The sequence below is a fragment of the Hymenobacter guriensis genome (assembly GCF_015773195.1).
Taxonomy (GTDB): domain Bacteria; phylum Bacteroidota; class Bacteroidia; order Cytophagales; family Hymenobacteraceae; genus Hymenobacter; species Hymenobacter guriensis.
The window spans coordinates 47,129-61,450 of sequence record NZ_JADWYK010000011.1 but is presented as its reverse complement, the minus strand read 5'-3'; the positions used below and the strand labels follow the sequence as shown (position 1 = coordinate 61,450).

Annotated in this window: 11 protein-coding genes and 2 tRNA genes; all 13 read left to right on the top strand. The window is 61.7% G+C overall.

The window, feature by feature from the left end:
* Positions 1-197 precede the first annotated feature (197 nt).
* The 13 genes from I5L79_RS16640 to I5L79_RS16580 all read left to right on the top strand — a co-directional run bounded on the left by I5L79_RS16640 (position 198) and on the right by I5L79_RS16580 (position 14,317).
* Positions 198-273: transfer RNA gene (locus I5L79_RS16640), tRNA-Gly, on the top strand.
* A gap of 59 nt (positions 274-332) precedes the next feature.
* A tRNA-Leu gene (locus I5L79_RS16635) sits at positions 333-415 on the top strand.
* Between the two features lie 193 nt (positions 416-608).
* Positions 609-1,739, top strand: a complete 1,131-nt coding sequence (locus I5L79_RS16630; protein WP_196956200.1) for an alkene reductase — start codon at positions 609-611, stop codon at positions 1,737-1,739.
* Positions 1,740-2,060: 321 nt separating this feature from the next.
* Positions 2,061-3,044: an SDR family oxidoreductase gene (locus tag I5L79_RS16625; RefSeq protein ID WP_196956199.1), complete on the top strand. Its 984-nt coding sequence runs from the start codon at positions 2,061-2,063 to the stop codon at positions 3,042-3,044.
* 134 nt (positions 3,045-3,178) lie between these two features.
* Positions 3,179-3,778, top strand: a complete 600-nt coding sequence (locus I5L79_RS16620; protein ID WP_196956198.1) for a gluconate 2-dehydrogenase subunit 3 family protein — start codon at positions 3,179-3,181, stop codon at positions 3,776-3,778.
* 28 nt (positions 3,779-3,806) lie between these two features.
* A complete protein-coding gene (locus I5L79_RS16615; protein ID WP_196956197.1) occupies positions 3,807-5,486 on the top strand; it encodes a GMC family oxidoreductase in 1,680 nt (559 codons plus the stop codon).
* 14 nt (positions 5,487-5,500) lie between these two features.
* Positions 5,501-6,835, top strand: a complete 1,335-nt coding sequence (locus tag I5L79_RS16610) for a family 1 glycosylhydrolase (RefSeq protein WP_196956196.1) — start codon at positions 5,501-5,503, stop codon at positions 6,833-6,835.
* A 92-nt stretch (positions 6,836-6,927) separates the two neighbouring features.
* On the top strand, positions 6,928-8,358 hold the full coding sequence (locus I5L79_RS16605) for a M16 family metallopeptidase (protein WP_196956195.1): 1,431 nt from the start codon (positions 6,928-6,930) through the stop codon (positions 8,356-8,358).
* A 12-nt stretch (positions 8,359-8,370) separates the two neighbouring features.
* Positions 8,371-9,858, top strand: coding sequence for a M16 family metallopeptidase (locus I5L79_RS16600; protein WP_196956194.1), 1,488 nt, complete (start codon positions 8,371-8,373; stop codon positions 9,856-9,858).
* 191 nt (positions 9,859-10,049) lie between these two features.
* The gene (locus I5L79_RS16595; RefSeq protein ID WP_196956193.1) at positions 10,050-10,505 is read left to right on the top strand and encodes a hypothetical protein; all 456 of its coding nucleotides are present in this window, start codon (positions 10,050-10,052) and stop codon (positions 10,503-10,505) included.
* A gap of 80 nt (positions 10,506-10,585) precedes the next feature.
* Positions 10,586-11,320, top strand: coding sequence for an alpha/beta fold hydrolase (locus I5L79_RS16590; RefSeq protein WP_196956192.1), 735 nt, complete (start codon positions 10,586-10,588; stop codon positions 11,318-11,320).
* 64 nt (positions 11,321-11,384) lie between these two features.
* The gene (pulA, locus tag I5L79_RS16585) at positions 11,385-13,394 is read left to right on the top strand and encodes a type I pullulanase (RefSeq protein ID WP_196956191.1); all 2,010 of its coding nucleotides are present in this window, start codon (positions 11,385-11,387) and stop codon (positions 13,392-13,394) included.
* Between the two features lie 89 nt (positions 13,395-13,483).
* On the top strand, positions 13,484-14,317 hold the full coding sequence (locus I5L79_RS16580; protein ID WP_196956190.1) for an MIP/aquaporin family protein: 834 nt from the start codon (positions 13,484-13,486) through the stop codon (positions 14,315-14,317).
* Positions 14,318-14,322 lie beyond the last annotated feature (5 nt).

Sequence of the window (14,322 nt, the reverse complement as noted above, 5' to 3'; positions counted from 1 at the left end):
CTATTGATTTTCGATCTGATCCGGATGCTGTCAGGTTGCGGATGGGTGAAGGCGATGAAAATTTTCTCCCTGAAAATGAGCAAAAAACGCCGGTCATGGCGGGAAATAAGCACTTTTTTCGGGGCGCAGGCTTGACAGAAAGAAAAGACGTTGTACCTTTGTCACATCAAAACGCCACTACGGCGCCTAGATGACAAGCGAGAGTAGCTCAGTTGGTAGAGCGCGACCTTGCCAAGGTCGAGGTCGCGAGTTCGAACCTCGTCTCCCGCTCCAAAAAAAGGACGTTGCCCACGCAGCGTCCTTTTTTATTTTTGTGCAGCGCCGCTGCTCAGGCCAGAGTGGTGTAATGGTAGCCACGAGGGACTTAAAATCCCTTGTCTTCACGGACGTACGGGTTCGAGTCCCGTCTCTGGTACAAAAAAAGCCCTGTATTGCTGCAATACAGGGCTTTTTTGTTGGTAGAACTACCAGAGGTAGACGCAAAAAGTAGTCGTAGTGAAAAGAAAGCGGTTGACCTGAAAACATTCGTGTAGCTACACGGGTTACTGGCAACTGACTTTCCAACCAACAAGCCGGCACGCTCGGGCTTGATACACGCTACTTTTCTCATGACCCAGACAACCCAATTATTTACGCCCTTCCAGCTAGGTGCCACCCAACTGCCCAATCGCATGGTAATGGCCCCGATGACACGCAGCCGGGCTACCAACCCCGAAAACGTACCTACCGACTCGACGGTGGAATACTACGTGCAGCGCGCTACTGCGGGCCTCATCATCACGGAAGGAGCCCAGGTATCTGCCCAGGGTGTGGGCTACATCAACACCCCCGGTATTCATACCGAAGCGCAGGTAGCAGCCTGGAAAAAAGTAACCGACGCCGTACACGCGGCGGGTGGACGCATTTTTATTCAGCTCTGGCATGTGGGCCGCGTTTCGCACCCGGCTTTCCACGGCGGCGAGCTACCGGTAGCTCCCTCGGCCATTAAACCTGAAGGGGCAAAAGCCTTTACCGGCCAGGGGTTCGAGGAAGTGCCCACGCCCCGGGCGCTGGAGCTGGACGAAATTCCGGGAGTGGTAAACCAGTTCCGTCAGGCGGCCCGCAATGCCAAGCGTGCCGGCTTCGATGGAGCGGAAATCCACGGTGCCAACGGCTATCTGCTCGACCAGTTTCTACAGGACGGCGCTAACCAGCGCACCGACGAGTATGGCGGCAGCGTAGAAAACCGCGCCCGCTTCGTGCTGGAAGTGGTGCAGGCCGTGGTAGATGAGCTTGGGGCCGCCCGCGTAGGTATCCGCTTCGCGCCTCAGGGCAGCAGCAGCATCAAGGACTCCGACCCGGTAGCAACGTTCAGCTACGTGACCGAGCAGCTCAACCGCTTCGGGCTGGCCTACGTGCACGTGGTGGAAGCCCGCCCCGGTCACCCCATGGCTGCCGCGCCGGGCGTACCTGCCGTGGCGGCGCACCTGCGCAAAATCTTCCAGGGCACGTTTATCCTGAATGGCGGCTACACCCAGGAAACGGCCGAAGAAGCCCTGGCCGGCAACGAGGCCGACCTGATTGCCTTCGGGGTGCCCTTCATTGCCAACCCCGATCTGGTGGAGCGTTTCCAGCAGGGGGCTGCCCTGAACACGCCCGATTACAGCACCTTCTACGTGCCCGGCGACAAAGGCTACATCGACTACCCTTCGTTGGCAGAGGCGAAAGTCTCGCAGGCCAATGATGTGTACAGCAACTAGCAGTTGCACTAGGCAGGCAACGGCAAAAGGCCCTTTCTGCTCCGGCAGGAGGGGCCTTTTTCTGATATGACTGGCTGCCAGCCACTGAGGAGTGCGGGGGGCTATGTGCCTGTAGTTCTCTTTACGCACCCTGCCAAGCCTATGTCGTTTCGCCCTAGGCTTGGCCGGGGGGGCAGAAGCGCAGGGGTAGGAGCGCCCCGCGTTTGCCTTTGGGCCGAGGCCTATGCGCTCCTGAAAAAATGCGGGCTTTCCGCCTTTCCCCGCCCGACTGCCCGCCCGGTTTCTGCGTATGGTTGAGCTATACACTCTGACTGCGCTCCAATGGCTGCCAAGAAACCTTCCCCAAAGATGCCCACCGCGGCCAGCCCCGCGAAAACGGCCGCTACGCCCGCCGCTAAAAAAGCCGCTAAGACTTCGGCCGAAGCGCCCAAGCCCGTGAAGCGCCCTACCGCCAAGGACATGAAGCAGAACGCTCAGAAGCTGCCGTATCCGGCCAAACAAGCCGATATGAAGCTGCAACCAGGCATGAACTTCAGCACCTACCGGGCAGCCGGCAAGCTTCAGGACAAGATTGCCCTTATCACCGGGGCTGACTCCGGAATTGGTCGGGCCGTGGCCGTAGCTTTTGCCATGGAAGGGGCCCACGTGGCCGTGCTTTTCAACGAAAACCAGGTAGATGCCGAAGAAACCAAGCGCCTGGTAGAAGCCCAGCAGCGCCGGTGCCTGCTGCTCCAGCTGGATGTGCGTGACCCGGAGCAGTGTCGGCAGGCCGTGCGCCGCACCCGCGCCGAGCTAGGCGGGCTGAACATCTTGGTCAACAACGCGGCATTTCAGATGGCGCAGGAGAAGTTTGAGGACATTCCCGAAGAGCAGATTCGCCGCACCTTCGATACCAACATCCTGGGCTATATCTGGATGGCCCAGGCCGCCGTGCCGCACTTCACCAAGGATGACTGCATCATCAACACCGGCAGCATTGTGGGCCTCACCGGCAACCCGCTGCTTATTGATTACACGGCCACCAAGTCGGCCATTCATGCCTTCACCAAAAGCCTGGCTACGCACCTGGGCGAGCGGGGCATCCGGGTGAACTGCGTGGTGCCCGGCCCGGTCTGGACGCCCAACATCCCCGGCACCATGCCACAGGAGGAAATCGAAAAGTTCGGCTACGAGGTAGCGCTGGCCCGCCCCGGGCAGCCCGAGGAGCTGGCTCCGGCCTACGTGCTACTGGCCTCCCAGGATGGCTCGTTCATGACCGGCTCCCTGGTGCACGTCACGGGCGGAAAGCTGAGCAGCGACCAGTAGCCTACGAGTTTGCTAGCCTTGAGAAGAAGTGCTTTTTCGAAGAGAAAAGGCACTTCTTTTTGCCCATATAATAACTTTTAAACCAGCGTGGTGGTACTGTAGAAGCTCGTCCTTACCGCTGACTATTCTTTGCTATGCCGCAGTATCCCGCAGGCACCGTGCGCGCCCTACTCTCCACCGACCTCGTAACGCCCGCTACTCGCGCAGCGCTGGAAGCCCGGTTGGTTTCAACCACTGGCTACGAGCCGCAGTTTTTTGACCCTGCCACGTATGCCTTATTGGAAGCCGTGGCGGCCCGCATCTTCCCGCAGCCGGAACGAGACGAGCCCATAGCGCTGGCGCCGGGCATTGACAAACGACTGGCCGCAGGCTTGGCCGACGGTTGGCGCTATGACGCTATGCCGCCCGACCGGGAAGCCTTCCGGCTGGGGCTAGGTGGCATCAACCAAGCGGCACAGGCGCAGTTTCAGCAGCTGTTTATAGACCTGAGTGAGGCTGAGCAAGATGCAGTGCTGAAGCAAGTGGCCGCTGGCACCGCGCTGGGCGACAACTGGAATACCGTTCCGCAAAACCGTTTTTTCGAGGATTTGCTGGCGGAGCTAACCGAAAACTACTACGCCCATCCGCTGGTCCAGGAAGAAATCGGCTATGTGGGCATGGCCGATGTGCCGGGCTGGCAGCGTATTGGCCTCAACGAACGAGAAGATCGGGAGCCGAAACCAGTTAGTAAGTGATACTTACTACGTACTAATTGAACCCCTCATGCCCGACGAAGAAGTACTGGAAGAAGGCGTCTTGAACCCGGTGAAGCCGGAAATTCAGGACCCGCTGTTGCAGGCTATTCTGGCCGAAAACGAAGCCGCCCCAGCCACAGCTCCAACTGAACTGGAACAGCCCGCGCCGCTGCCTGAGTTAACGGAGATAGTAGACTGCGTGGTGATTGGCACGGGTGCGGGCGGGGCCCCGCTGCTGGCGCGCCTCGCCATGGCGGGCCTAAAAGTGGTGGCCCTGGAAGCCGGACCCCGCCGCGACCCGACCCGCGACTACGCCACCGACGAAAAAGCCCAAAACTTCCTGTTCTGGAACGACGAGCGGCTGTCGGCAGGACAGAACCCGGTGGCCTTCGGCAAAAACAACTCTGGGACCGGCGTGGGCGGCTCCACCCTGCACTATACTGCCTACACGCCCCGCGCCCACGCCGACGACCTCACCCTGCACCGCGACTTCGGCCAGGGCGTCGACTGGCCGTTTGGCATCGAGGAACTGGAGCCTTACTATGAGGAGCTGGAACACTTCCTGGGCATCAGCGGGCCTACGCCGTACCCCTGGAACCCGGGCCGCCGCAAAGGCTACCCATTGGCGCCGCTTCCCCTGAACGGCGCGGCCCAGCTCATGCAGCGGGCCTGTGCACAACTAGGAATTCAGACTTCACCGGCGGCCAATGCGGCGCTGTCGGCGCGCTATTACCAGGAGGGAATAGGCTGGCGCGAAGCCTGCACCAACCGGGGCTTCTGCCAGGCCGGCTGCAACCGCGGAGCCAAGGCCAGCATGGACGTCACCTTTCTGCCCCTAGCCGAAAGCTATGGGGCCGAAATCAGGGCCGATGCCTTTGTGACGGAGATTGAGCGAGATGCCGCCGGCCGGGTGACGGGCGTGGTGTACGAGCAGCACGGCCAGACAGTACGCCAGCTTTGCCGCCACCTGTTTTTGTGCGCCGGAGCCGTAGAAACGCCCCGCCTGCTCATGCTCAACGAGCTGGCCCTCAGCAGCGGCCACGTGGGCAAGAACTTCATGGCCCACCCAGGCATGCAGGTATGGGGCACGTTCCCGGAAGACATTCGCCCCTATAAAGGCATTCCGGGCGGCTTGATTTCCGAAGACACCCACCGGCCCAAAAACGCCGACTTCGCGGGCGGCTACTTGCTACAGAGCATCGGCGTGATGCCCGTCACGTTTGCCACTCAGATGGTGCGCCAGCGCAAGCTCTGGGGGCAGGCCCTGCGCGACTACATGCGCAACTACAACCACGTGGCCGGCATCAACATCCTGGGTGACTGCCTGCCGCACAAAGCCAACTTCCTAGAGCTTAGCGAGGAGAAAGATGCGCGCGGCTTGCCCAAGCCACGTCTGCACTTCACGGCCCAGGAAAACGAGCAGCGCATGAACCGCCACGCCGAGCAGCTGATGCGCCAGATCTGGGAAGCCGCCGGGGCCACCGACATCTGGGCCTTCGAGCGGTACGCCCACGTGATAGGCACGGCACGCATGGGCCTGAGTGGCGACGACGCGGTAGTTAACTCCGATGGCCGGGCCTTCGACGTGCCCAACCTCTACATCTGCGACAACTCCGTGTTTCCTAGCGCCCTCAGCGTTAATCCGGCCCTTACCATCATGGCCCTCAGCCTGCGCACCGCCGACAAGTTTCTGGCCAGCCTGCGGTAGCTAACAGCCCCAGTATGAAATCCTTTCTTTCCCATATCAAGCAGCACTTCGGCCACGGCTCTTATGAGGGCGACGAGTACGGTGGGGCGGCAGGACACGACGGCTCGGGGCTGCCCACCAATTTGCCCGGCAACTTTATGTTTGCCACCGGCATCGAATGCTCGTATCCTACTATTGCCAATGGCACCATCCGACGCGACTTGCTGGCCGAAACCGACCACTACAATCGCTACCAGGAGGACTTGGCGCTGGTGCGGGAGCTGGGCCTGAAGGTGTTGCGCTACAATCTGCCCTATTACCTTATCCATAAAGCTCCTGGCCAGTTCGACTGGGAGTTTGCCGATAAGGCCATGGCCGAAATCCGGCGCCTGGGCATCACGCCCATTCTGGATCTGATGCACTTTGGCGTGCCCGATTGGGTGGGCAACTTTCAGAACCCCGAGCTGCCGGTGCATTTCGCCGAGTACTGCGGGGCGGTGGCCCGGCGCTACCCCTGGGTGCGGTTCTACACGCCCGTCAACGAAATTTACGTGACGGCCCGGGCCTCGGCAAAAGATGGTATCTGGAACGAGCAACTCAAGGACGACCGCGCCTTCATCACGGCTATGAAGCACATTACGGCGGCCAGCATCATGGGCAACCAGCAGATAGCCAAGCACCGGCCCGACTGCGTGATTGTGCAAAGTGAGTCGGCGGAGTACATCCACGAGATGCGCGCCGTGCAAAGCCCCGAAATCCGGTTGCAAAACAAGTTGCGGTTTCTCTCCCTCGACCTGCTCTACGCCCACACTATCGACTCGGAAGTGCTGCTCTATTGCCTCGACAACGGCCTGACACGCGACGAGCTGGAGTGGTTTATGGCCGGGGAGCCGCCCGGCTACCAGATCATGGGCAACGACTACTACGGCCGCAATGAGCGGATTATCAAGCCCGATGGCAACTGGTGCGCGGCCGAGGACGTGCTGGGCTGGTACACCATGACCAAGCAGTACTACGAGCGGTACCGCAAGCCCGTCATGCACACCGAAACCAACACCTTCAACGCCAAAGATGCCGAGTGCTGGCTCTGGAAGCAGTGGGTGAACGTGCAGCGCATCCGCCAGGACGGCGTGCCGGTGGTGGGCTTCACGTGGTATAGCCTCCTGGATCAGCTCGACTGGGACATCAGTCTGGCCGAAAAGCGCCTCTCCGTGAACCCCTGCGGCCTCTACGACCTCGACCGTAAAATCCGGCCGGTGGGGGAGAGCTACAAGATGATGATTCGGGAGTTTGGGCAGATAACCATGGTGCCCCACGGCGAAATGTTTGAGCTAACCGGCCGCCCCGCCACGCTCAAAGTGGAGAAGTAGACCCTAACAGGTAGGATACTACCGGTCGTTTGTAGAAGATTTTGTAGGTTGAGGACCAGTTTCCACGCATCGTTCACCCTAACCTTTCTTCTATGAAAACACGCATATCCGACCGTGGGTCGGTATGGGGCACGGCAGCCCTGCTGGCTGTGCTGGGCGCGTGCAGCCCCAAGGCTGCATCCGTTGTGAATACCCCCGCTCCAACGCCGGTGGCGGCAGCTACACCAGCGGCTCCGGCGGCCTCATCGTTCCAGATTCCGGTGGAGTACTACACCTTGCCCAACGGCCTGAAGGTGGTCCTCTCGCCCGACCATACCGCGCCCACGGCTACGGTGGCGGCCTACTACAACGTAGGCTTCCGCAACGAGCCCCGCGACCGGACGGGCTACGCCCACTTGTTTGAGCACCTCATGTTCCAAGGTTCCCAGAACCTGGGCAAGATGGAGTTCATCCAGCTAGTGCAGAAAAACGGCGGCACGCTCAACGGCTCTACCCGCTTCGACTTCACCAACTACTTCGAGATAGTGCCCGCCCATAAGCTCGAAACTATGCTCTGGGCCGAAGCCGACCGGATGCGCGGCCTTGCCATCAACCAGGCCAGCCTGACCAACCAGCAGGGCGTAGTGAAAAACGAGGTGCGCGTGAACGTGCTCAACCAGCCCTACGGCGGCTTCCCGTGGCTGGATATGCCCCAGTACGCCAACAAAAACTGGAACAACGCCCACAACTTCTACGGCGACCTGAAGGACCTGGACGCCGCTACCCTGCCCGACGCGCAGGCCTTCTTCAAAACCTACTACGCGCCCAACAACGCGGCCCTGGCCATTACGGGCGACTTTGAGCCCGCCGAGGCCAAAGCCTGGATAGAAAAGTACTTCGCCAACATTCCGGCCGCTACCCAGCCGCCCAAGCCCGACATTACGGAGCCCCGGCAGGAAAAGGAACAGCGCTTCACCAAGGACGACAAGCTGGCCACCAAGCCGGCTCTGGCCTTCGCCTACCACATGCCCGACCGCAACACGCCGGAGTACTACGCCCTCATCCTGCTCGACCAGATTATGTTGCAGGGCAAGGACTCCCGCCTCTACCAGGCCATGGTGCAGAAGCGCGGCCTCACCGACAACGTGAGCGGGGGCATCAACTACCTTGGCAACGCCTTCAACTACTCCGGCCCCATGCTGTGGATGGGCGACCTGGTGTACGACAACACCGTAAAATCCGACTCCGTGGTGAGTGTGCTCGATCAGGAAATCAGCCGCTTGGCGAAGGATGGTATCGACCAAAATACCCTGGACCTGGCCGTAGTAAAGCTGCGCTCCAACCTCTACGACCAGCTTTCCGGCTTCGGCCGGGCCGATATGCTGGCGTCGTTTGCCTTGTTTGATAATAACCCCGCCCGCATCAACGAGCTGGAGGCGGAGTTCCGCAAAGTAACCCCCGCTGTGATGCAGCGCGCCGTGCAGGAGTACCTGCGGCCTACCAACCGCACCTTGCTCATCGTTAACCCGCTGGCCAAAAGCTAACCTAACCACGCCATGAAAATCCTAGTAAACGGGCTGCTCTGCGTGGCCCTGGCTTCGGCCGCCGCCCCGGCCGCCCTGGCCCAGACGAAAGTCAAGGTCAAAACCAAAACTACCGGTGCGGCGCCCGCCAAACCGGCGGCAACTCCGGCGACTGCGCCGGTAGCCACCACGCCCCGCGAAACCCCGCCTACCGGCGGCACCCCGCGCGACTTCGCGCTGCCCGCTAAAGAAGAATTCACGCTTTCCAACGGGCTGAAGGCGAAGCTGGTGCCTTACGGCCAGGTGCCCAAAGTGACGATGATGGTGGCTATTCAGGCCGGCAACGTGCACGAGGAAGCCGGTCAGGTAGGTGTAGCCGATTTGCTGGGCAAGCTGCTCAGCGAAGGCACCGCCACGCTCTCAGCCCAGCAGCTGGCCGACAAGGTAGCCCGCATGGGTGGCGACCTGAGCGTGTCGGTGGGCATGGACCAGACCCAGATTTATGCTTCCTGCCTGAGCGAGTTTGCCCCCGAGCTGTCGGCGGTGCTGGCCGATGTGGTGCTACACCCCACGCTGCCCGAAAGTGAGTTTGCCCGCGTGAAAGCCGACTTCAAGCGCCAGATGGCCCTGGCCCGCGCCCAGCCCGGCACCCAGGCCCGCCAGAAGTTCACAGCCGCGCTTTACGGCACGCACCCCTACGGCCGGCCCATTCCTTCCGACGCCGAAATTGATGCCCTCACGCTGGCGCAGGTGAAGAACTTCTACCAGACGCAGTTCGGCGCCCAGCGCACGGCCGTGTTTGTAGCCGGCAAGTTCGACAACGCCGCCGTGCGCGAGGCCATTACCAAAGCCTGGGTGAGCATGCCCAAAGGCCCGGCCCCGCACATCGAAATTGCCAAGTCCCAGACGCGTCCCGACATCACCACCCTCGACCGGCCCAACGCCCCGCAGTCGACCATCATCATCGGCCTGCCCACTGTGGACCCCTCGCACCCCGACTTTATTCGGACGCGGGTGATGAACTCCCTGCTGGGCGGCTCGTTTGGCTCGCGCATCACGCGCAACATTCGGGAAGACAAGGGCTACACCTACTCGCCCTACAGCTACCTCGAAACGCACTACCGCACCGGCAACTGGAGCCAGAACGCCGACGTGACCACCCAGGAAACCGGCAACTCGCTTAAGGAAATTGTGTATGAGATTGAGCGCCTGCAGAAAACTCCTCCCACGGCCGAGGAGCTGAAAGGCATCCAGAACTACGAGTCGGGCATGTTTGTGCTGCGCAACTCCACGCCCGGCGGCATCATCGGCCAGCTCAACACCCTGGAGCTGCACGGCCTGCCTGATTCTTACCTCACCGAGCAGGTAAAGAACATCAACGCTGTGACGCCTGAGCAAGTGAGCGAAACCGCCCGCAAGTATGTGCGTCCCGAGGCCATGACCATTGTGGTCGTGGGCGACAAGAAAATCATCGACCCTCAGATCAAGAAGTTCCAGGCCTCCCGCAAGAAGGCACTGTAACGTGTAGCTGACTTGTTGCTGCAAAGCCACCCGGTACACGCCGGGTGGCTTTTTTGTGTCATCAAGTTGCCGGAGCAAAGCGTAACCTTAGCAGATCATGCAACGCTCCGCCGTTGGTTATGCTCTTATAGTCGGATGCTGCTGCTCGCGCATCTTTCCGTCCTTTCTACCAACTCAAACTTACCTGCCCGATGTACACCTTTTGGCGCACCGCCGCATTCGGCCTGCTTCTCACACTCACTGCCAACTGCCAGAAAACCGACCTTGCCCCAGCCGTGGTGGTCGACGAAGACCCCGCCGCCCTGCGTACGCAGTGGGTGTGGGTAGCCGACGAAGGCGGACTAAGCGGGCAGGGCCAGACGCCCGCTCCGGGCTACCAGCTTACCTTGCAGTTCAAAGCCGATGGCACCCTAGTAGAGTACGTAAACGGCCAGGAAACCCGGCGCACCACCTACGCCCGCGCCATCGAAACCACGCTGTTGTACCACGACCAGCGCGACATCATTACCATCAACCCAGGGGCGGCGCGGCCGGATATGCGCTACATCATCGAGAAACTATCGAACGGTGAGCTGGTGCTCCGCGAAGACGTATTCGATGGATTTACGCGTACTTTTCGGGCTCAGCAAGCGGTAAATGCTCTATAAGTGAAGTTTCAGGCGACTTAGCAACGGGCTGCCGGTAAAGTAGGAGGCTACGTATAGGGCTTCTGCCGTACAAGGCAGTTATGTCGCACGCACTCTCCTTTATTGGCCTGCATTACTGGGCTGGCGCCGGTCATGCCTTTCGGCCAGTTGCTGATGTCCTTGGCTCCGAATATGCCTTTCTTACTCCTGACCTTGGGGGCTTTGGCACGGCCCCGGCTCCGCGCGTCGGTTACTCCGTGGATAACTACGCCGACGAGGTAGCTCTATTTATCCAACAGCAGCCTGTAGGGCGCTACGTGCTGGTGGGCCACAGCATGGGCGGAAAAATAGCCCTGGCCCTGGCCGCACGGCGCCTTCCCGGGTTGGCTGGCGTGGCGCTGCTCAGCCCTTCGCCCCCTACGCCAGAGCCCATGACCGATAAGGACCGACAAGCCAGTATGCGGGCCTGGGGCCAGAAGGCCGCCGCCGAAAACACACTGCGCAAGATTACCGCCCGCCCGTTGCCTCAGGCGTGGCAGCAGCAAATAGTAACCGACAACCTCCGCAGTAGTCAGGAGGCTTGGGAGGCGTGGCTGCTACACGGGAGCCGCGAGAATATTGCCGACCGGCTGTGGGCCATCAATGTGCCCTGCACGATTCTGGCGGGTGATGCCGATGCGGTGATGTCGCCGTCGGTGCACGGGCTGGAGACGCTGCCTCTGCTGCCGGCCGCTACGCACCTGGAAATTATCAGCGGGGCGGGGCATTTGCTGCCGTATGAGGCTCCTGATGAGGTAGCCCGGTTGCTGCGCGCGTTTGCCCAAGGACTGGAATAGGTGCCGTCGGCGCATGGAATAGCAGCGCGAAAAGCCGACCTTCGTCAGCCACTTTTTGTTTGCTATGAAGTTCCGCTCGATTTGCCTCCTTCTGTTGTCCTTAGGCTCGCTCAGCACCTGCCGCACCGCCCTACCCATCGATTCCTACGCTGCCCTTCCCACTTATGACGGCCCTGACTTGGGCCTGACCTTTGTGCGCGGGCAGGCGCGGCTGCGGGTGTGGGCGCCTACCGCAGAAAAGCTCCAGCTCAAGCTCTACGCCGCAGGCACGGGCGGCGAGCCAGTGGCCGAGTATCCCATGCAGAAAGCGGCCGGCGGCACCTGGACGTACACGCTGCCGGCTCACCCGGCGGGCCGCTTTTATGTGGTGCAGGCCACTATCCAGGGCCGGCAGCTGGCCGAAGTGCCTGACCCCTACGTGCACGCTGTAGGATTGAATGGAAAGCGCGGCGCCCTGCTCGACCCCGCCACCGTGAGTCCCGCCGAGTGGGACGACGACCTTCGCCCCAAGCTGCGCCAGCCTACCGATGTGGTGATTGGGGAAATGCACGTGCGCGACGTATCCATGCACCCGGAGTCGGGCCTGCGCAACAAGGGCAAGTACCTGGCGCTGGCGGAGCTGGGAACCACGGGCCCCGGTGGGGTGAAAACCGGTCTCGACCACCTTTCGGAGCTGGGCATTACGCACCTGCACCTGCTGCCCACCAACGACTTTGCTTCCATCGACGAAAGCCAGCTGGCGGCCAACCGCTTTAACTGGGGCTACGACCCGCTGCACTACACCGTGCCTGAGGGCTCCTACTCTTCCGACCCTGCCGACCCCGTTGCCCGCATCCTGGAGCTGAAACAGGTGGTGCAGAAGCTGCACCGCCGCGGCCTGCGCCTGGTGCTGGACGTGGTGTACAACCACACCGCCGACGCGGCGCGCTCATCCTTCGAGCAGCTGGTGCCCGGCTACTACTACCGTCACCGCGCCGATGGCTCACTGTCCGACGCAGCGGCCTGCGGCAACGAAGTGGCCTCCGAGCGGCCCATGGTGCGCAAGCTCATCGTGGAGTCGGTGGCGTACTGGGCGCGGCACTACCACGTGGATGGGTTTCGGTTTGACCTGATGGGCGTGCTGGATTTGCGCACCATGCGGTCCGTGCGGGTGGCCCTGGATGAAATCGACCACTCCATCTTTGTGTACGGGGAAGGGTGGACGGCTGGCAGCTCGCCCGTGCCCGACGCCGAGCGGGCCCTGAAAGCCAACGTGGGCAAGCTGGACCGCATAGCTGCCTTCTCCGATGAGCTGCGCGACGGCGTGAAGGGCCACTTCGCCCGCCAGACCGAGCCGGGCTTTGCCAGCGGCCAGCCGGGCCTGGAAGAAAGTGTGAAGTTCGGCATCGTGGCCGCCACCCGGCACCCGCAGCTCGACTATACCAAGGTGAACTACTCCAAAGCACCCTGGGCCAATTCTCCGGCCCAAACCATCAACTACGTGGCCTGCCACGACGATATGGTGCTCTGGGACAAGCTGGCCGCCGCCAACCCCGGCGTGCCGGAGGCGGAGCGCGTGAAGATGGATTTGCTTAGCAACGTCATCGTGTTTACGTCGCAGGGCGTGCCGTTTTTGCCCATCGGCGACGAGTTTCTGCGCACCAAGGGCGGCTCGCACAACTCCTTCAATGAGCCCGACGCCGTGAATCAGCTGGACTGGGGCCGCAAAGCCCAATACGCGCGGGTGTTCGAGTTCTACCGCCAGCTGATTGCCCTACGCCGCGCCCACCCGGCCTTTCGCCTACCTTCGCAGGCTGCCATTCAGGAGCATTTGGAATTCCTGCCCAACGTGCCGGCCAATACCATCGGCTACCGCCTGAAAGACCACGCCGGCGGCGATGAGTGGAACACGATTACGGTGCTTTTCAACGGCAACCGCCAACCGGCTACCCTGCCTGTGCCCGGAGGCAAGTACTCCGTGGTGCTGGCCGGCGACGAAATCAACCCGAAAGGCATCCGGCCGCTGGAAGTCGCCGGGGCGAGTGCGACGGTAGAAGTGCCCGCCTCCTCAGCCCTGATTCTGGTGCAGCCGTAGCAGCTCTCGGGCCGGGCAGGTAGCTCAACCGTAGCAACCGGTCATCCGGCGGCGCGTTGTATAAGGCTGCTTTCCCGAATCAGGTGCCTATGCCATTTGCGGCCCATCTGCGCGTTGCTTTCCGTCGTCACTGGCCCTATTACCTGGCCGAGGCGGCGGGGCTGGCCTGCTTCGTGCTATGCGCGGGTTTGCTGACGGTGCTGCTGGAGCATCCCGCGTCGCCGCTGGCGCCGTGGCTGCCCGCGCAGCCGGTGGCGCGCCGCGCCCTGATGGGCCTGGGCATGGCGCTGGTGATTATGGGTATCGTGTACAGCCCCTGGGGCAAACGCTCCGGCGCCCACATCAACCCCGCCGTGACGCTGGCTTTCTGGCAGCTGGGCAAGCTGCGTACCTCTGATGCCGTGTGGTATGTATTGGCTCAGCTGACGGGGGCTATAGGAGCCGCGCAGCTGCTGCGCGGGACTATGGGCCACTGGTATGCTCACCCGGCCGTGAACTTCACCGTTACTGAGCCGGGGCCACAGGGGCCGTTGGTAGCGTTTTGGGCGGAGTTTGGTATTTCGTTTCTGCTGATGGTAGTGCTGCTGGTGGCGCTGCATTCGCGCCGGCTCAAGCGCTGGACGGGCGTGGTGATGGGGCTGCTGCTGGCTGTATACATTGTGGTCGAGGCGCCCTATTCGGGCATGAGCCTGAATCCGGCCCGCTCCCTAGGCACGGCGCTGGCCGCCGGCAGCTACCAGGGGCTGTGGCTGTATTGGGTGGCGCCGCCGCTGGCCATGTGGCTGGCTACGGTGCTCTTCCGGTACCTGTATCACGGTGAAGACCTGGAATGCGCCGTGCTGGCCGGCTGTGGCCCCAGTCCCGCCTCGCCTCACACGATGGGGGAGGAGCCTCCGCACTATCCTACGCAGCACCCAGAGTAAGTCGA